The 19,907-nt window shown below is 42.1% G+C and carries 15 protein-coding genes and 4 tRNA genes; 9 read left to right on the top strand and 10 right to left on the bottom strand.

The genetic code is table 11. From position 1 onward, the window contains the following. Nucleotides 1-123 precede the first annotated feature (123 nt). From LP316_RS09565 to gltX, 7 genes are all read right to left on the bottom strand, one after another. Nucleotides 124-1,497, bottom strand: a complete 1,374-nt coding sequence (locus tag LP316_RS09565; protein WP_226960710.1) for an ADP-ribosylglycohydrolase family protein — start codon at nucleotides 1,495-1,497, stop codon at nucleotides 124-126. Beyond that, a complete protein-coding gene (locus LP316_RS09560; protein ID WP_226960709.1) occupies nucleotides 1,490-4,030 on the bottom strand; it encodes a beta-glucosidase family protein in 2,541 nt (846 codons plus the stop codon). The genes LP316_RS09565 and LP316_RS09560 overlap by 8 nt, the downstream gene beginning before the upstream one ends. A gap of 23 nt (nucleotides 4,031-4,053) precedes the next feature. Beyond that, nucleotides 4,054-4,815 (bottom strand): sugar-binding protein, encoded by a 762-nt coding sequence (locus LP316_RS09555; RefSeq protein WP_193020767.1) that lies wholly within the window; start codon nucleotides 4,813-4,815, stop codon nucleotides 4,054-4,056. Between the two features lie 6 nt (nucleotides 4,816-4,821). Beyond that, nucleotides 4,822-5,370, bottom strand: coding sequence for a gluconokinase (locus tag LP316_RS09550; protein WP_193020766.1), 549 nt, complete (start codon nucleotides 5,368-5,370; stop codon nucleotides 4,822-4,824). Beyond that, entirely contained in the window at nucleotides 5,363-7,762 is a 2,400-nt protein-coding gene (locus LP316_RS09545; RefSeq protein WP_193020765.1) for a GH36-type glycosyl hydrolase domain-containing protein, read from the bottom strand. Before LP316_RS09545 ends, LP316_RS09550 begins: the two co-directional genes overlap by 8 nt. Continuing rightward, nucleotides 7,755-9,137: an MFS transporter gene (locus tag LP316_RS09540; RefSeq protein WP_193020764.1), complete on the bottom strand. Its 1,383-nt coding sequence runs from the start codon at nucleotides 9,135-9,137 to the stop codon at nucleotides 7,755-7,757. Before LP316_RS09540 ends, LP316_RS09545 begins: the two co-directional genes overlap by 8 nt. A 272-nt stretch (nucleotides 9,138-9,409) precedes the next feature. Beyond that, nucleotides 9,410-10,822, bottom strand: a complete 1,413-nt coding sequence (gene gltX / locus LP316_RS09535; protein WP_193020763.1) for a glutamate--tRNA ligase — start codon at nucleotides 10,820-10,822, stop codon at nucleotides 9,410-9,412. 239 nt (nucleotides 10,823-11,061) lie between these two features. On the opposite strand from gltX, the gene LP316_RS09530 reads away from it, so the two are divergent. The 6 genes from LP316_RS09530 to LP316_RS09505 all read left to right on the top strand — a co-directional run bounded on the left by LP316_RS09530 (nucleotide 11,062) and on the right by LP316_RS09505 (nucleotide 13,465). After that, nucleotides 11,062-11,136: transfer RNA gene (locus tag LP316_RS09530), tRNA-Val, on the top strand. A 60-nt stretch (nucleotides 11,137-11,196) separates the two neighbouring features. Then, nucleotides 11,197-11,271 (top strand) — tRNA-Val (locus tag LP316_RS09525). A 133-nt stretch (nucleotides 11,272-11,404) separates the two neighbouring features. Beyond that, a tRNA-Val gene (locus tag LP316_RS09520) sits at nucleotides 11,405-11,480 on the top strand. Nucleotides 11,481-11,508: 28 nt separating this feature from the next. Beyond that, nucleotides 11,509-11,584, top strand: a tRNA-Val gene (locus tag LP316_RS09515). A gap of 300 nt (nucleotides 11,585-11,884) precedes the next feature. Then, nucleotides 11,885-12,712 (top strand): MipA/OmpV family protein, encoded by an 828-nt coding sequence (locus tag LP316_RS09510; RefSeq protein ID WP_193020762.1) that lies wholly within the window; start codon nucleotides 11,885-11,887, stop codon nucleotides 12,710-12,712. Nucleotides 12,713-12,970: 258 nt separating this feature from the next. Continuing rightward, on the top strand, nucleotides 12,971-13,465 hold the full coding sequence (locus tag LP316_RS09505) for a hypothetical protein (RefSeq protein ID WP_193020761.1): 495 nt from the start codon (nucleotides 12,971-12,973) through the stop codon (nucleotides 13,463-13,465). Nucleotides 13,466-13,522: 57 nt separating this feature from the next. Here the strand turns inward: LP316_RS09505 and LP316_RS09500 are convergent, their stop codons facing one another. Genes LP316_RS09500 through LP316_RS09490 form a run of 3 tightly spaced genes read right to left on the bottom strand, consistent with a single transcriptional unit; the run spans nucleotide 13,523 to nucleotide 15,539 of the window. Then, nucleotides 13,523-14,665 carry an acyl-CoA dehydrogenase family protein gene (locus LP316_RS09500; protein ID WP_193020760.1) on the bottom strand — a complete coding sequence of 381 codons (1,143 nt, stop codon included), beginning with the start codon at nucleotides 14,663-14,665 and terminating at the stop codon, nucleotides 13,523-13,525. 18 nt (nucleotides 14,666-14,683) lie between these two features. Continuing rightward, nucleotides 14,684-15,085, bottom strand: a complete 402-nt coding sequence (locus tag LP316_RS09495; protein WP_226960708.1) for a MaoC family dehydratase — start codon at nucleotides 15,083-15,085, stop codon at nucleotides 14,684-14,686. Between the two features lie 10 nt (nucleotides 15,086-15,095). Next, nucleotides 15,096-15,539, bottom strand: a complete 444-nt coding sequence (locus LP316_RS09490; protein ID WP_193020758.1) for a MaoC family dehydratase N-terminal domain-containing protein — start codon at nucleotides 15,537-15,539, stop codon at nucleotides 15,096-15,098. A gap of 318 nt (nucleotides 15,540-15,857) precedes the next feature. Between LP316_RS09490 and LP316_RS09485 the strand changes: the two genes are divergently transcribed. The 3 genes from LP316_RS09485 (at nucleotide 15,858) to LP316_RS09475 (ending at nucleotide 19,881) form a co-directional block, all read left to right on the top strand. After that, complete coding sequence (locus tag LP316_RS09485; protein ID WP_193020757.1) at nucleotides 15,858-16,871, top strand: AraC family transcriptional regulator; 1,014 nt, start codon at nucleotides 15,858-15,860, stop codon at nucleotides 16,869-16,871. A 227-nt stretch (nucleotides 16,872-17,098) separates the two neighbouring features. Then, nucleotides 17,099-19,489: a TonB-dependent receptor gene (locus LP316_RS09480; protein ID WP_193020756.1), complete on the top strand. Its 2,391-nt coding sequence runs from the start codon at nucleotides 17,099-17,101 to the stop codon at nucleotides 19,487-19,489. Nucleotides 19,490-19,614: 125 nt separating this feature from the next. Beyond that, nucleotides 19,615-19,881, top strand: coding sequence for a hypothetical protein (locus tag LP316_RS09475; protein WP_193020755.1), 267 nt, complete (start codon nucleotides 19,615-19,617; stop codon nucleotides 19,879-19,881). Nucleotides 19,882-19,907: the final 26 nt, after the last annotated feature.

Here is a 19,907-nt window from a genome sequence, read left to right as displayed (position 1 = left end):
GATGTATACTCACTCGATGTTATCAAACATTGGTTTTATCGCAATTTGCGATCTTTAGTCGAGTTTACTTCGCTCAGTAAAAGTAACGATTAGGCCGAAATGGAAGCTGACTATTATTTTTTATTAATTAGGTATCAACCAACAATTGCAATTTTTATCAACCTCACCATTGAGCTCATTTAATACAATCCGATCAATGATTTGTAGCATTCTTGCAGCCATCAATGAAAAATTGTCTTCTCCGTCTCTGTCTGGCGTGTAGTCGGGAAAGTTTCGACGTGTTCTATGTATCCAATAATCTTCAGATACAGAAGTGAGGTTAAACGCATCAATAACACCTTGGTGACCGTACATAAAACCTAATAAACCACCCCAAGTCGCGGTTGGATTGTCAGCATCCCAACCGACTAAACTACCAATTTTTATCGTCTTTTTGATATCGCCTTGGCCATAAAAAAGACTCACTAAACTGGCTGCAAAATTTATCCCTGCCTCAAAGGGATCACCATAGTGATAACCATCGTGTTCAGTTAGTTGATATCTGTGATAAACGAAGTCTCTCGTTGACTCCCAATCGTCGATATTCGGATTTGCTTTATAGTGAGCCCAAATCGCATCAAACATTTTAGCTGGATACAACTCGTCACTGAGCTGATGCCTTGCTTCCAGGGCGATACTCTCTATTTGCTCTGCTCTTGGTTTCGCATGGTCTACCGCGCTGGCAAGCGCGTGCATGGCGACATAATAATTAGCTATTTCTGCCGCCTCACCACTAGCAGAGACACTGATCGGTAAGGCACTAATCTTTTTAGCTATGGCGACATTGGTTGGCGACAACAAGCCAAACACTTCAGTAGTAAGCTGAGCGTCTATCATCTGAGACTTACGATTATTTTTCGCCAAGGATGTCTCAGGCGGTAACAATCCCTGCTGCATCAACTCATATGCTCGTTGGTTTGACTCCCACAAAAAGTTTTCTTTTTGTGGCTTGCTGTCGGGGAATTTTTTATATAGCGGTGCGTCGACTTCGCTGTAGATATGGTTAAGCCATCCTGCTTGGATTTGTTTTGCGCTAAGCATAGTGACTTGGTGTTGGCTTAATAGATGCAGATAGATATATTCAATGTCGGTATCATCATCTGAGCCCCAAACACTCAATTCGGGTTCAATATAAAAGTCTATCACGTTACTGTGTGGAACATACTCGCCCCAAATAGCTTTTAAGTCACGCGTTTGCCAATCATCGTCGGTATAGAATGGCATCGTTTCAGGCGTACCTACTTTATCCATTTCGGTAATTAAGCCCGTCCAATTAGCAATATTTTGACCTAACCAAAAGCCTTTAAGCTGTTGTTCGTATTTCGCTTTATTAATGGTGAAATAACGTTCAGCACCTGTTTGATTTTTTGCTACCTGTGCTGGTAAAAAACGAGGATAAAAGCTTAACCCAAGCATCAATGAGATTAACCATAGTTTATTGTGTTTTAAGCTAATCATTTTTAACCAACTCAAAGGTTTTAGTTAACCTAATATCGTCCAATGAACTACCTAACCGCACTTCAAACTCACCTGCTTCAGCTAACCAATTATTGGATTTAACATCCCAAAATGATAAATCTCTGCTGGTCAAATCAATTGCAACCTCTTTGCTTTGACCAGGCTGTAAAAAGACTTTAACAAACCCTTTTAGCTCATTTTCAGGTCTTTCAACACTCGATAATTTATCATGTAGATACAGTTGGACAACTTCAGCGCCAGCGCGTTTGCCTATATTCTTAACAGTTACAAACACAGTTTGTTTAGCCGAAGGCTCGATTTTGTCACTTAATAATTTCAAGTTACTGTATTGAAACTGAGTATAAGATAAGCCATGACCAAAACTAAAGATCGGTTTGATCGCTTGTTGTTCAAACCACCGATAACCAATAAAGACACCTTCTTTATAGAAAGCATCGGTGGCGTTGTAATCATTGAGCATTATCGGCGCAGTATGTTCAAGTTTTGCAGGCAAAGTGATTGGCATTTTGCCCGACGGGTTAGTATTTCCAAGGAGCATATCGGCAAAGGCATTGCCAGCTTCCATACCGCCGTACCAACCCCAGACAATCGTATTAGCATGGTCAGCCCAAGGCATTTCAACGGCTGAACCTGCGACTAAAAAGACAATCGTGTTAGGGTTAACTTCAAGTAACTTACTGATGACTTCATCTTGAACACCTGGCAGTTTCATATCGGTGCGGTCTATCGCTTCACGATCATCAGCATGAGAAAGACCGCCAAAATAAATCACTGCATCCGCATTTTTTGCCGCGTTCAAGTAAGTCGCTTGGTCAGTAAATAAATCATTAGGGGCGTCCCAGCCGAGGGTAAACTCACCTTGGCCTGAATACTTGATTTCAAAGGTATAAATTTCGCCGGCATTCAAGTCGATATCACCAATCACCTCAGTTATTATGTTAGTTTCACTAACTAACGCTACCTCGCCATTAACACGCAATTCAAACGCGCCGTTAACATTGGCTTTTAGCACATGCTTGCCCGTTGACATTGGTTTGATTTCGCTCGTCATTTTAACAAATTCATCCGCACTAGAGCGCGTTTGGTATTGTGCGTTAACGATCCAATTCTCCTCAACCGCTTTTGAGAATGATTGATCGGTATATCGAACCAAAGCCCATGCGGGCGTTCCTGTCCAATGTTTACTTGCAATATAATCTGCCGCAATTGGCATCAGTTTACTCGAGCGCGCTCGCATCACTTGAATAGTAACGTCGCTACCAAGCGCCTGTTTAAGACCTTGTAATGGCGTTATTTCATAAGGTGTTTTTACTTCTGAAGAGCCACCGCCTAAAGCATGTACGCGATTTGCATTTGGCCCTAAGATCAGTACGTTCTGTAATTTGGGCTTTTCAAGTGGTAAAACGTTTGCTTCATTCTTTAGTAAAACAATTCCCTCACTTGCTATTTTACGTGCCGCTAGCTGATGCTCCTTAGTGTTTCTGGCGCCTTTTAAACGCTTCTCATCCATCAAACCGACGCGAAACATCAATCTTAAAATGCGTTTAACTTTGTCATCTAATACGGTTTCAGGAATTTTTCCTTGATTAATTTGCGTTAACAGTGGCTTGGCAAAAAAGTAATCATCATAGCTTTCAACATTAGTGCCCATTTCTAGATCCAAGCCATTCATCGCCGCTTCATAGGTATTAATATCAACATTCCAGTCGGTCAGTAACACACCATCAAAGCCCCATTGGCCTTTCAATATCTTTTTAACGAGGTGTTTAGATTGATTGGTATTGGTGCCGTAATATTGATTATACGCTCCCATAATCGAATAAATGCCACCGTGTTTTACCGCCGCCTCAAAAGCGGGCAAATAAATCTCTCTTAGGGTACGCTCATCGGGCTGAGCATTAACACCAATTCGATTTAGCTCTTGAGTATTTAATGCATAGTGTTTTGCATTGGCTGCGACGTCTTGTGATTGAATACCTTTAACAACAGGAACAACTAAACTCGCCGCTAAAAAAGGGTCTTCGCCCATGTACTCAAAATTTCGCCCATACAGCGGAAGCCTTGCTAAATTAACCCCTGGCCCGAGGATAATATCTTTTTTCCGATCTCTTGCCTCTGCCCCTAGCACCTCACCATGGAGCTTAGCCATGTCAACATTCCAACTTGCTGCAACTGAAGTTAAATGTGGCAAGTAGGTTGAGTAATCGTCATCCCACCCCGCAGGCGCCCAGCTGTCGCGTTCAATTTGATAGCGAACCCCATGAGGACCATCAGACAGCCACAGTTCGGGTAGCCCAATACGCTCAATAGCATTGACATGAAACTTACCACTGGCGTGTACCAATGACACTTTTTCTTTCAATGATAATTGACTTAAAACGCGTTCAACATTTTCTTCAACGTGCTTTAATCTTAACTGCTGGTGCTCACTTAAGTGGCTCAGATCTGGCTGAGCCTGGGATTTAAAAGCAACCACGCTTGCCAGTGCAACAATATATACTTTGGTCTTCATTGGCATTTTAACCTTATTATTTGTTACTTAACTAACTTGAGCCGACCAAATACATCGGCAGTTTTATAACCTAAATTTTTATCACCATTAATCGGTTTGATAGCATGAGATCCCATAAAATGTTCACGTTCACTCGAACCGTCGTTATCGCAGTAGGCCAACATAAAGCCCAAGGTTTTATTTTCGCTCAGCGTTACTCTTGAATCGGTATTCGTGTTGGGTAAAAATTTATCGTTGTGGATCTCAATGGCCACCTCCCAAATGACCTCATGCGGTGCTTCTGATTGTCTTTGCCAAACACTATTGACGTGCTCGTTAAGTAGGATAAATTCTGCCTCGCCGTTTTTTTCTGAACCAATATCAACGGCCTGATTATCAAGGGCAATGTGATAGGCAAAAGCATTAAAGTTAAACTGGTGTTCGCCACCTGAGTTATCTTCATCGAGAAACACTTCAAGACAATCGTCATCCCAATAGCGCTCTAAAGGGTTGGCAAATTGATCAAATAAAATATCGTCAGTAATTTTTGCCGCTAGATATAAATATTGCTCATCCCACAAGAGTTTATATTGCCCTGAAAAGTCCTCAGGTGTAGGTACTGTGCCAACAATATGATGTTCTAGTTTGTGCCACGTGGCTTGTTGCCACGCATTTTCTGTTAACTGGCCATCGATGTTTATCGGTGTTTGGCTATAGGGCACGTCTTGTGCCATAACAGTCAAACTCATGCTACCGCTGACGCTGAGTGTTAAATACAAAGGCAAAAGTGACTTAGGATATTTCATTGTTTATTATTCTCTTGATGACTCGTTGGTTAATCGACTCACTGGCTTATCTGACGATTTAATCACTGCCAGAGCACGATCAACCTGCTCATGGGTTGTTAGATCTATGGGTATTGTCGTTATATTCGTTTCGTCAGCATTAATTGGTTCAAATAACTTTAACTGGCTGTTAAGCATGTCACTTGATGCAAAGTGCCCTTGCCTATTGCCCAACCTCGAACTTATCAGCGCACGATCACCTGTTAACAATAAACCAAGGCTATTTGGCTTAATCGCCATTAACTGTTTTCGCTGCTGCGAAATTAAGCCTGAATAAGCAACAACACAGGTGTTATTTTGCTGGCTATCTAAGTGTTTCGCGAGCCTTGCTAACCATTGCTGGCGCATATTGGTATCGATACTTTGTCCTGTCGCCATCACGGCTTTCGCTGCATCACTGTGAAAGTCGTCGGCGTCTATGTATTGTCCATGAAGAGCGCAAGCAAGTGCATGAGCCAACGTTGACTTACCCGTACCGCTCACCCCCATAACAAATATTAGCCGTACGTTATTCAAGCGTGCTCCTCGGTAAATGAACAGTTAAGCGATAATGCTGGCCACTGCGAATACCGGTTATCTCTGCCTGATTAAGTAATTGGTCATCAAGCCAATAACTTGGTGTATCGATATCTTTTTTCAGGTATTCAAAATCAATTTGCGCACCGAGAAATAGCCTACTACCCGACAGCTTTGTGAGTTGCTTAGGTAACTTAGGTTGTATCAACAACCGGCCTTGCTGACCTTTAAGCCCACACAATTCCTCAACAATACAGCGATAAAACCAAGCAACAGTGCCAGTGTTAAACAAATGGCTTGATTTACCGGCATAGTCAGGCAACTGATAATAGGCGCCGCGATAATAGTTAGGAATAAAGCTCGGCAACTGGCCGCGCAATAGCTGATCACACTCATTAGGGAGCATTTTTGCCAGCACCGAAAAAGCTAAATCGCTTTCGCCAACTTGATACAAACTATAGGCGTAAAACACCGCTGCGTGATTGTACACCGAACCATTTTCAGCAATACCTGCTGACTTTTGGCAAATTCTACCTATGCCTTCATCCATTTTGGTGTAGCTTGGCGCTAGCATCATTACACCATAAGGGGTATCAAGTTGTCTTTGCACTTCATTAAGTAAGCTGTATTTTTTGGCTGGGGTAGTTGCATTGGCAAGTAATGCCCAGCTTTGTGGGTTGAGATAAATTCGCCCTTGTTGATCGGTTTTCACACCAAAAGCGCGGCCATCGTCGTTGATCCCACGAGCATACCAATCACCGTCCCAGCAGTGTGTATTAACTGAGTCATTGAGCTTTTGTTTCGCTACTTTTAACTTTGTAATTTGCTCTGTCAATGAGTGCTGCAACTCAGTTGGCAAATACAACGTTAAAATAGCCAACAAACAGTCAATACTATAGGCGGTTGCTAGCGTAAGCCATGTCGATACGCCCTTACCTTTATGACCGACCATATTCATCGGATCACACCAATCGCCTTGCTCGATATAGCAAAGGCCGCGTTCATCTCGCTTTGATAATAAATAATCAATGGCTTTAAGCAAATGCTGATAGACCGGCTGAGCGTGAATACTGTCTGAAAAGCCAATCAACTCAGTCAGTAAACTTGCATCATTGGTTTCATCGAGATAGCAAAGTAAACAAATACTCAACCAAGCACTGTGATCGCTATGCGGTACTTGATTGATATATTTCAATTTGGCATTTGAGTTGAGTAAAATACCGTCGGGCAGCTCGCCTGAGCTTGCTTGTTGTGTCATTGCTAAAACAAACGCAGATCGCGCTTGTTTTGGCACTAAAAAACCAACCCCCATATTATCTTGTAAATAATTACGCGTTTGCGGATCTGTGGTCAGCCGATTAGTTGTGCCGTGCATATCAATTTGGCGAGGCAGCCAATCATTAACAAAGCTAAACAGGCGCTGATTACCTGCACTCAAATATTGCGGATTAACCTTAATACAAGGGCTAAACTTAGCTTGCTCAATACTAGCGTTTGTCGATGAAAAGTGCTGATCCTTTATCGCGCTAATTTCATCAAGATCTTTAGCCGCGCCAAAATACCAGGTGTTGTCAAATTGCTCACCAACCTTTAACTGCAATTGATATTGCATACAGGCACAAGCCACTTGGTAATGGCTACCAAGGTTATCGAGTTTAGGCTTTGCTAAGGCGTCGGGGTTCGCTAAACCGCCTTCACCTTCAAACAATTGCTGATTGGCTAACCAAGCATCTGGTGCTTTGTCACTTAACAAAAACGTTGAGTCTTTGAGCTCTTGATTTTCATAGTATTGCGAAACTTTTTGATATGGCGTTATCGCGCTTGCTACGATTGCGTTAAGTTCATCTACATAACGCGCACTTTGATTCATCCACGACTGATAACCAACTGTGAAATAAGGATATAAGCTCAACGACTGCTCGCGTTCACTTTGGTTAATAATGCTAAGTTGCCAACGCTCAGCAATATATTGCTCGCTCAATTCGACGCGTATTTCTATTTCAAGGCCGTTGTGTTTAAACTGCCACGCAATAGCGTCTTGCTGTTGTTGAAAAATAAACTTGTCAACTTGCTTACGACAAGGCTCATAGGGTAGAGAAATCAGCTCGCCAGTATCGTTATCTTTTAGGTAAAAAAAGCGTCCCGGGTGATGGGCGTAATAATGATGCTCTGGCTGAATAAAGGTCGTCGCTTCAAGGTTAGGCGCAAAGCTATATTTACTCGGTTCAGGCTGCATAAACTGGCCAATGGCATAACCTCGGCAGTTAACTTGCAATAGCATATGCGGGTTGTACAAATAACCATTAGCGTTGGGCATCAATAATGGACTATTGACACTGACACTATCTGGATTAATTGAAACTATAGGCTCAGGTTTGATATCTTTAGCCATGTACAGCTCCTCCCTGACTATTGTCATCGTCTTGGTCAAATATTTCTTGTTGCAATTGTGCGACCCTTTCATCAGAGAGTGGATAAAAGCTAATAATTGCCACGGCAATTACCGCAAATACACCGGGTATAATGGTCATCAGTAAGACAATACCTTGATTGGACTGAGCAGTTTGTGCTTGGTTGGCAACATACCCCATTGAGGCGAGTAAATAACCGATCATAGCACCAGCTAATGCGCCACCGAGTTTTTGTGAAAAGGCTGCTGCTGAAAACACCATAGCCGTTGCACGCCGGCCGGTGCGCCATTGAGAGTAATCGGCAGTATCGGCGTACATTGAAAAGACTAACGGTGATTTTGGCCCCAAGAAAAAACCGATCAGCGCTTGAGTGACAAACATCAATTCAATTTGATTTTTATCGATAAAGTAAAAGGCAATCGACAAAACGCCGACTAAGCTCATCAACAACAAGAGCAAGGTCTTTTTGTCGAAGTAGCGCATCATCACTGGTGTACTCGCAGCACCAATAGCTAACGCGATCAAATACGTCATCGAAAAGCTACCAATCAAGTCTGGTCGCTCGACAAAATATTTAAAATAAAAGGTGCCGGTTGATGCCCGAAGCGAAATGGTCATCATGATCACCAACGCCAAGATAAATAACACTAACCAAGGTTTGTTTTGGCCGAGATCCTTAATATCCTGAGCAACACTGGTTTGTTGATTTTTTGGTGGTGAAATGCGCTCTTTGGTTGCCAAAAAAGTGGTGATAAACAAAATGCCTGCAATAACGCCATAAAGCGCCATCGTTAACTGCCAGCCAGCTTGCTCATTGCCTTGGCCAAATACTGATACCAACTCAGGTGTGATATAAGCGACCAAACTGCCACCAGAAAATGCGCCAATAAAACGAAAGCTGGTTAATGAAGTACGCTCTTTGGCGTCGGCTGTAATCACTCCTAATAAAGCGCCATATGGTACGTTGATAAAGGTGTACGCGAGCATCATAAAAATATAGGTGGCATAAGCCCAGATAACTTTACCGTTATCGCTAAGATCTGGCACGGTAAAGGTCAACACGCCAGCCGCTGCAATGGGAATGATACCCCAGATCAAATACGGCCGAAACTTACCAAATCGCGTGGTTGTTCTATCGGCAATGGCTCCCATCAAGGGATCGGAAAAGGCATCAATGATCCGAGTTACTAGCATCATAGTGCCAACAACAGCAGGTGGTAAGCCAAACACATCGGTATAGAAAATAAATAAGAAAACATCGAATACCCGCCAGTAAAAATTTGACGCGACATCGCCACAGGCATAACCCAGTTTTTCTTTAATCGATAAGCGGTGGGAGGAAGACACACTCGACATAGCTAATTCCTTTTAAATTATTAGCAATTATTATTGTTACTCGACTGATTAGCTTCCCCACCGACACTAATCAATCAGCACTCAACCAAAAATGTAAGCGCTTTCAAATGAGTTATAAAAAGGTTAACTGCTGACTAAAAAAAACACAAGCATTTTATTAGCTCATCTGTATTGAGTAAGTTAGTCTTTCAGGCAATATAGCGTGTGATAGCGCTAAAAATAAAAAACCACGACTAGGTCGTGGTTTTCTCATACAGATATTTGACTATCAATTAGCTGTTTGCAATACGCTCGGCTACAACGGCTAATGCCATATCAATACGCGCTAACACTTTTTCTTTTGGCAATAAAGCAAGTGTGATATCTAGCGACGGCGAGTTACCAGCACCTGTTGCAGCAACGCGAAGTGGCATCCCCACTTTACCCATGCCAACTTCTAACTCAGCAGCAGTTGCATTAATCGCTTCGTGAATGGCTTCTGGCTGCCAGTTCTCTAATGCCGCTAACTTATCTTTTACTAACGCTAATGGCTCTTGAGCTACGCCGCGCAAGTGTTTTTTCGCGGCAGCGGCGTCAAACTCTGTGAAATCTTGGTAGAAGTAGCTTGAGATTTGCGCCATTTCTTTTAGCGTTTTTACCCGATCCGCTTGTACTTTAACGATTTCTTCTAACGCTGGGCCATTAGATGTATCAATACCTTGATCCGCCATGTGCCATGCTAAATGCTTAGCCACATAGCTTGGCGCCATTGTTTTCATGTAATGTTGGTTAACCCAAATCAGCTTATCTGTATTAAATGCAGACGGCGCACGGTTACAACCTGATAAGTCGAATAACTCAATCATTTCCTCAATTGAGAAAATTTCTTGATCGCCGTGTGACCATCCTAAACGCACTAAGTAGTTTAATAATGCTTCTGGTAAGTAGCCGTCATCGCGATATTGCATAACGCTTACTGCGCCATGACGCTTAGATAAGCGTTTACCGTCATCGCCTAAAATCATTGGAATGTGGGCATAAACAGGAATTTCAGCACCTAGTGCTTTTAAGATATTAATTTGCTTAGGTGTATTCGAGATATGATCGTCACCGCGAACCACGTGCGTGACTTTCATATCCCAGTCGTCAACCACTACAGTTAAGTTGTATGTCGGGCTACCGTCAGAGCGGGCAATAATTAAGTCGTCTAACTGTTGGTTGCTAATCGTAATGTCGCCTTTAACCACATCATTGATTACCACCTCACCGTCTAGCGGGTTTTTAAAGCGGATAACATAAGGCTTGTCTTCAGGGTAATCAGTGCGATCGCGCCACATGCCGTTGTATTTTTCAATTTCACCTTTAGCTTTGGCTTCTTCGCGCATTGCTTCAACTTCTTCGGGTGTACAGTAACAACGGTAAGCGTGGCCAGACGTTAATAGCTGAGCAATGACTTCTTTGTAACGATCGAAACGTTGTGTTTGGTAGTACGGGCCTTTATTCCAATCAAGGTTTAACCAGTTCATGCCGTCTAAAATAGCATCTACAGATTCTTGCGTTGAGCGCTCTAGGTCAGTGTCTTCAATACGTAAGATGAAGTCACCGCCATTTTTCTTCGCGTATAACCAGCTGTAAAGTGCCGTACGAGCACCACCAACGTGTAAATAGCCTGTTGGGCTTGGGGCAAATCGAGTCGTTAATGTCATATCTTGCTCACAAAGTAAGTGTAATAAGCCACACGCTTATTAATAAATAGGGATAAAATTTGGGCGCTATTTTAACAAGCAATTAAAATGAATACAGCTTTATCTAGCGATTGTTTTAAATACGTAGATAAAACAAACAAAATGTTGAAAATTAAAGCGAACACACACTTTTTCAAAAAAAATATCGGTATTTTGTTGACAGCTTTTTACGACCACCTATAATACGCCCCCACAGAGACGGACGATTAGCTCAGTTGGGAGAGCACCGCCCTTACAAGGCGGGGTCACTGGTTCAAGCCCAGTATCGTCCACCACTATTTTAAATAGTGCAAGGTCATTCAAAGACTCTCTGTAAAGAAAGATTATTTCTTATTGGACGATTAGCTCAGTTGGGAGAGCACCGCCCTTACAAGGCGGGGTCACTGGTTCAAGCCCAGTATCGTCCACCACTATTTTTGATAGTGTACGGTAGATTGATAACGATTAGCTAAGGGTGAGCACCTTCTGCTCTTTACAATGCCCGAGCCAATCACTGGTATAAAGCCCAGTATCGTCCACCACTAAGATAATAATGTTGAATTTGGACGATTAGCTCAGTTGGGAGAGCACCGCCCTTACAAGGCGGGGGTCACTGGTTCAAGCCCAGTATCGTCCACCAATTCAAAACTCTATTTGCATATCGCACTGGACGATTAGCTCAGTTGGGAGAGCACCGCCCTTACAAGGCGGGGGTCACTGGTTCAAGCCCAGTATCGTCCACCACCACTTCTTAGTCCTTAAATCCAAAGATATACGTTTGTAAAAGCGGTGTGAGCACCTTATGCTCTTTACAATGCCCGAGCCAATCACTGGTTCAAGCCCCTGTCTCAGTAAAAGCGTCCACCACTTCTTTTAAAGCATCAACTTCTTTCAATTAAAGTAAAAAACCATTGGTTGAAACCCGCGATACCCACAATGCTAATTGTAAAACGCTATGATCCTTGCTTATAGCTATTTCGTAATCTAAAAATATTCAAGGCAACAAAAGACTAAAGCGACCTATTACCGCTAGAAGGGATCAGGATGAAAAAAACAATAACGTTATGTTTTCTATTACTTACACAAAGCTTGCTATCTAACAGTGCTATCGCTCAAGAAGACAAAACCCCGTTAGTACCACTACCATCGGTTGATGATTTCACCAAAGGCGAAAATGGCTGGGCTTTTGGTCTAGGTTTAGGCGTTGAGTATGAAGCGGCATATGAAGGCTCAGATGAATATGGCTTCGAAGTTGATCCTGCAGGCGCGGTGCAATGGCGCAGTGGTGATAATATTTTTTACTGGGCTGGTGAAGCATTAGGTTGGCGAGGCCTTCGAGATAACCGTTGGTTAGTCGATGTTGCAATAGGGTTCGACGAAGGTCGAGAAGAGAGTGACTCTGACGACGGCCATTTAGATGGTTTAGGTGACGGTGAAGAAGGTATGGAATTAGTCATGCAGCTAAGACACACCTTCGACGACAACTGGCGCTACTGGGTTGATGGTAGAATTGTTGTTACTGAAAACGGTAATCTAGGATTACTTGGTATGGGTAAGCGCTTTGGCGAAAAAAACGATGGTAGCGGGCACGAAATTGCGCTTGCAGTAGTCTATCACGACAGTGATTATGCCAATAAAGATTTTGGCATTGATGCCGACCAAGCGGCAGCATCAGGTTTGCCAGAAACCAACCTCAGTGGTGGTTTTCGCTCCGTCGGGCTCAATTACAACTATCGTCACTACCTTAACGATAACTGGCAAATTTTTGGCGAAGCAGTTTATGAACAATACTTGGGTGATATCAAAGATAGTCCGATTGCCCGTAACGATTACGAAGCGGAAATCGGGCTAGGTGTGATCTACGTTTTCTAACGTACCTGACTCTCTTGTAGCAAGGTTGTTTATGTTTGATGACGCTCACAGATAAACAACCTCGCCCATCATTTAATACTTCCAGCCAAAATCATGTACAACAATCACTCATGAGTACAAGGCTCAACCTAGCCTCTTTTAAATACGCCTTACATACAAATGATAATAATTTTCATTTAACTAAAAATAAGATATATTAGCGCCAAGTTCAATTTAGATAGACAATTCACTAGCCTTCACCTGATATTAGGAATAAAAATGAATAAACTTAGTTTGCTGACCGCAATAATCGCATTTACCGTTTCTGCATTTTCACAGGCGAACACTGCGAATGATTGGGATAGATATGAAAATCTTGCCACTACTATTGCCGTGAAAATCAATAGTGCCCCGCTTGCCCAGTTGACTCAACAAAGTATTGAACTCGTTGAGATTTCAACCAAAATCATACCTAGCTTTATCGCTAAACACCCTGTTTGTAAAAACTACTTAACAGCTGCACTTGAAGCGTCAACGACGATGACATCGTTATCAATAGAGGAAATAGAGCGAGACTACCACAGCGATGGTAAATTACCGCCAATGAAATCAGCATCGTGTTATCACGCTAAAGACTTACTTGTTCACCCTGCAACTATGGCAGTAATTGGTAAAACTCAGCCAGATTCAGCACAGACGCGCCAACAGATTCACCGTGAATTGGCGGAAGTATTAGAGCACTTTAATCAAGTAAAGATGGCAACGGTGCTTTAAAAGCAAAAAAGCCAACGGTTTGACCCGTTGGCTTAATTTCGACAAAAAATGCGCTATCTAGTCTTTGAACATATCGCGAGCAATAATTAACTTCATAATTTCTGATGTACCGGCAAAAATTCGAGTAATACGGGAGTCTTTGTAAAGGTGACAAATTGGGTATTCTTCCATGTACCCTGCTCCACCATGCAACTGCACGCCTTCGTCTGCGACATCACAAAGAAGTTCGCTCGATAACAACTTAGCACTAGAAGCATCTTCTGAGGTTGCATGACCTTGGTTAATTGCTATTGATAACTGATCACACAATGCAGTTATCGCATCTAATCGCGCTTTCAAATCGGCAAGTTTAAATTGGGTATTTTGAAATTGAGCAACCGATTTACCAAACGCTTTGCGCTCTTTGACAAACTCGACGGTTAAATCTAAGCCGTATTGAGCAAGCCCAATATTCCACATCGCACAGCTCAACCTTTCTTTGGCTAGACCAGCCATAAGATATTTAAAACCTTCACCCTCAACACCAATCAAGTTTTCTTTGGGTACTTTAACATTGTCGAAAAACAGCTCTGCTGTATCTTGTGATTTCATGCCCATTTTCTTGAGATTCGCACCGCGAATAAAGCCATCAAAATTGGCTTCAACAGCAAACAAGCTAATTGCATGAGGAATATCGGGGTTGGTCCTAGCCGCTACAACAAATAGATCGCCACAAATCCCATTAGAAATGTAGGTTTTATTACCGTTAAGTAAATAATGATCTCCTTGATCTACCGCTGTTGTTCGCATCCCTGCCACATCGCTCCCAGCATCGGGCTCTGTCATCGCTATACCAAGGATAAGCTCACCGGTTACTGAGCCCGGTATATATTTTTGTTGTAACGTTTCACTGCCATTTGCCAGAATAAAGGGCGCAACAATTGATGTGTGCAGGTTTGAAATAAACCCTGTCTCACCGCAGGCTCCCATTTCTTCAGCAATGATCTGCTGGAATCTGAAATCGTCAAGCCCTAAACCACCTAGCTCCTCTGGTGCTTGAGGTACTAAAAAGCCCATCTCTCCAGCTTTTCTATAAACTTCTCGTGGCACCATGCCTGCTTGTCGCCACTCATCGCGATAAGGAACAACTTCTTTTTGTAAAAACGTTCGAAAAGACTCGCGGAACATCTCATGTTCTTCTTCAAATATAAAACGCTTCATAATTAACTTCTCCAATAATTAAATAGCTACGACAGCTTCGCCAACTAGCGTTTTAGTGCCATCATCTTTTGCTGCTTGAATGGCGACTTTAGCGCACGGTTCATTGTTGTACTCAAACACATCAATAACTTCACCACTGCAAGTAATAACATCGCGTAGTTGTGTTATTGCAGTAAATTTAGTTTCAAACTTGCGTAATTTTGACTGTGGCTGCCAGTTAGTCAGCAAACGGCCTAAGTAAGCCATTGACAACATACCGTGAGCAAAAACATCATCCATACCCGCTCTTTTAGCAAAGTCGATATCAATATGAATGGGGTTATGATCACCTGAGGCACCTGCAAATAAGGCTAATGTAGTGCGGTTTATCGCCGGTAAAGTTAACGCCGGCAACTGTGTTCCAATTGAAATATCTGTCATCATTTGGTCCTTAACCGTTTCTATAGACTAATGTTTGGCTTGCTTGGCAAATCAATTCGTCATCTTGATTCACGTAATCTGTTTCAAGGATAACAAACTCTAACGCACCACCTTTTTTATCAAAAATATCTTTGATCTTTGACGTCACTTTGATGCTATCGCCGGCATACAATTGACCATAATAATTAAACGTTTGTGAACCGTGTAGAATGCGGCCAATGTCTAATTGTAATAAACCTACAACAGGTAAAAACGCTGGCGATTCGAAATCGAGTGACATAGGAAAAGTCGGTGGCGCTATAATGGTTTTGTAGCCAGCCTCTTGTGCCGCTTGTTCGTTAAAATAAACTGGATTTGTTTCACCAATTGATTGGGCAAAAAATTTTATTCGGCCCTTTTCAACGTCTGCTGAAAATGGTTCAAACTGGTGGCCAATTTTACTTTTATCTAACATCATTATTCCTTCGAGTTATTGTCATGATGTTAGGGCGAGATGCTTGTAAGCCCCTGCGAACTGTATCGTTATGCATCAACTTAGCGTTAACTCACCCTATGTAAAAACACAGTTGTGTCTTTAAATCTTGATTTCAGTGTTGTCTAGCTATTGCCATTACCCAATGACATAAAAGAACATATCAATTGACAATTGCGGTAAAGCGCCTATTTTGAAGACGAATGTCATCATATTAATAATTTAAATCACCCTACATTAACGATAGAGCATATTAAGATGGTGTCAGCTTATAAAAGGTTGTTGAGCGGAAAAATTGCCATGACAGAAAAAACCACATCAATTCACTACATCGCTGCGCTTGTTACGAGTTTAGAGCGCAATGGAATTGATCCGTGGCCATACCTAAGTAAGTTTAATATCAAGAAAGAAGAGTTAAAAAGCCTAACCACTCGAGTACCTTTTAGCGTATTAACGCGCTTTACACGCTACGCATGGGCTGTATTACAGGATGAAAATTTAGGACTATCAAGTAAAGCTTTGCCTAATGGCGCATTTATTTATGCCAGTAGATTAGCAATGAGTGCTGAATCGTTAGGTCAAGGATTAACGTTAATGGTTGGGCTATATAACTATATTGATCACGGCTATAAAATAAACTTAGTGCCAGATGGTAACGACATCATTCTTGAACTTGTTCTAAAGGATCCATCACTTGATGATTACCATTTTCTTGCTGATTTTGTCTTATGTGGTATCCACCGTTTCGGTTGCTGGCTGACAGGCAAGGAAATCCCAATAAAATCAGTAACGTTTAATTTTTCACCGCCGCCATTTCACACAGAGTACGCCCTGTTGTATGGCTGCCGACAAGAATTTAATCAAGATAAATTATCTATTCGATTTAGTCGCAGCTTTCTCAATTTGGCAATCGTTAAAAAGTACAGCGATCTCGATGACTATATCGCTACAACACCTTATAACATTTTAACTAATCCCGTTGATCAAGATAATTTTACCACCAAGGTAAAACGCATAATTGAAGCTCATGACGGCCCAGACTTTCCGCGCTTTGAGGATGTTTCTCAGCAATTGCACATGGTGCCAAAAACCCTGCGCCAAAAGCTTAAAGGCGAAGGGAATACATACCAGCAAATTAAGGATGTTATTCGTAAAGACCTAGCTCTCTATTGTCTGCAACAACCCAATTACACGATTGCAGACATTGCTGAGAAAACAGGTTTTACGGAAACAGGCGCCTTTATTCGAGCATTTAAAAACTGGACCGGAGTAACACCGGGCATATACCGAAAGGAATACCTCAAAGTAATTTAGTTAATAAATTTTTATCCATTTCTGCCTTATACTAATCTTATTCTGCCAAGCTTACTTTTTGAGCAATTTTTGTGTTAATAAAAATGTACTTAAATGTTATTGATGAAACGCTGGATATTCAGCAGTATCAGATGAACAAGTACAAAATAATAATAAAAAACATAAAGTAATGGCGAAAACCCTCGGGTAATCGCCTACTAAAAAACAATGAACACAGGGGAAGGGTTATGCTTAAAACAAGAAAGTTCTCACCAATTTGTCTTGCAGTATCTACCGCTTTGGCTTGCACAAGCTACAGCGCTATGAGTATTGCTCAACAAAATGAAGGTGCCGAAAAAGAAGTCGAAGTTATTGTCGTTAAAGGTGCCAAGCGCCCTAAGACACTGCAAGAAGTATCAGCGTCGGTGAATGTTATCGGCGGTGAAGAAATGGCACAAATGAAGATAGAGCGGCTCGATGATCTGTCATCAAGTCTGCCAAACGTCAGTATTTCAGCAAACGCCATTCAAGATACCATCTCTATGCGCGGGATCAATTCCGATCTTCAAGCCGGTGGTGAACAATCTGTCGGTATTTTCGTTGACGGTATTTTCCACGGTCGAGGGATTCAATCGCGATTTTCATTCCTCGATGTAGAAACTGTTGAGGTATTGCGTGGCCCACAAGGCGCGCTATTTGGTAAAAATACCATCGCAGGTGTTATTTCAATTAACCCCGCCCAAGCTCGTGAAGATTTTGAAGGTTCAGTTACTGTCGGTTATGAAACCCAGCAACAGCAAATCGAAACACGAGGATATATTACTGGCGCACTCAGTGATGATGGTAGCGTTAAAGGTCGATTAGCCTTTAAATACAATGATAACGATAAAGGTTTAATGAAAAATGCCATAGATAACAGCACAGGCTCTATTCAAACCGATATGGCAATTCGCGGCATGCTAGATTGGGAAGTGAATGATGCACTTAGCTTCAACTTTCGCGCTGAACAAGGTGTTCAAGAACAACAAGGGATCTGGTGGGAGCTGGCTACTTTGGCTGGGCCATTAGCCCCCGTGATTGAATCATTAGGAGAAGACGGAACCGTCAATCATATTGGCACAGGCTCTCAAATGGGCTACCCCGGCTTAAGTTATAAAGGTGAAGAAGTCGCATTATTTGATGCCAACTTTAGCGAATATGCGTTCAAAACAAATTACAATACTGACGCAGGTACCTTTACCTTTATCGCGGCCCAATCTAATTACGACTTTGATCGCACGTTAGACGCAGATTTCGGCCCACTACCAATTATTCATTTTTCAGATTTTGAAGACTACGAACAAACGAGTTTAGAAGCGCGTTTTGTATCACAAGACAACGATAGCTTTGAGTATCTATTTGGCGTTTATTATCAAGACTCGGATCTGGTTGCAGAAGGTATTACTGATACCGCAACAAATCAAACCTCTGCGGTTGGCGGAGCCTTTTTTGGCGCTTTAGGCTTTTTTCCTGAGCACCATGTAACATCGCGTTATGCCGTTCTAGATCAAAACTCTGAAACGCTTGCGATTTTCGGTCAAGTGGGGATTGGCTTAACAGAGAACTTAAAACTTGAGCTATCTGGTCGTTATTCAGAAGAAGATAAAACGGCTACTCAAGCGGTCAGCTTATTTGGTGGTGTTGGCAATGGTACCCGTGATGGGCTACCAATTACCAATCCTATTGAAAACTACTTTTGGAGTATCGCAGTACTTGAAGCGACACCTCACGCTAACGATCTCGAACGCAATGAATCTCACTTTTCGCCAAATGTGAACCTCAATTGGACGCTTAACCAAGATACAAATTTATATGTTAGCTACTCAAAAGGCTTTAAAGGTGGCGGATTTAACTCGTTTGCAATGTCTGCTGATCCAGCAGAAGCAGAGTATGAAGATGAAGAAGCAACATCGTTTGAAGTTGGTGGTAAATTTGTTTTAGCTGAAGGTGCCGCAACCTTAAATGCAGCAATCTTTGACACCGACTATGACAACATGCAAACCACTCAGTTTACTGGTGGTACCACGTTTATTGTGTCAAACGCAGCCCAAGCAACTTCACAAGGTTTAGAGCTTGATTTAACTTGGCTAGTATCTGATGACTGGACGGTATACTCTACTTTCGGTTACATCGATTTTGAATTTGTTTCATATGAAAATGCAGGCTGTACTGCGCTACAAGTGGTTGAAGGTGGTTATGCTAACGCAGCGGCATGTGCAGCGGCTGGCGGCAATGACCTAAGCGGCAAGACCAACCAAGACGTACCTAAATTCACGGCAAGCGTTGGCTTAGAATATATGACAACAGTAGGTGAATACGATTTAATCTCACGATTAAACCTGAATCACAGTGATGACTTCTTCGCTGCACCTGATTTAGATCCAGAGTCAAAAGTTGACGCTTTTACACTGGTTGATTTGTCAATGCGTTTAGCATCACCAGATGGCGATTGGGATGTTGCGTTTATCGCCCGTAACCTGACGGATGAAAAGTACTTCTACTACCACAATGATACGCCATTGTTAACGGGCTCTCATCAGGTAGCAACAATGCCTTCGTCAACTTACACCTTACAGTTTAGCTACCACTTTATGGATTAAGCTAAAAGCTCAGATACATTACGACTTCGAACATAGCCACGCTAGGGTGGCTATTTTTTTATCGACTAAGTCATGTTAACGTAATAAAAAACATAGAATAAAAATTATTATCAAAGGAAAAAGTTATGCCATTTGTTCTGAATCTATTAAAACTCATCACCGTTATTTTTTATGTCGTGGCAGCGTTTGCACCGTTTATCGCACCCGTTGCGATGTACGCGGATGAATTAATGCTTATCGCCGCTATTTTAATTGTCATTCACGCGTCTGAATTTGTCGCCGTAAAGAAAAACCTGTTGGCGGTTGAGCCTAAGTTTTCTACTGCCCTAATTAACACCTTGATCTTTGGTGTGACTTATTGGTTACCCTTGCTTAGAAAGCCAAAAGCCTAATGTACCATCAAAGCTCATACCTTTGA

Source organism: Thalassotalea sp. LPB0316, assembly GCF_014898095.1.
Lineage (GTDB): Bacteria > Pseudomonadota > Gammaproteobacteria > Enterobacterales > Alteromonadaceae > Thalassotalea_G.
The sequence above is the reverse complement of the archived record's forward strand: the minus strand, read 5'-3'. Positions and strand labels throughout refer to the sequence as shown.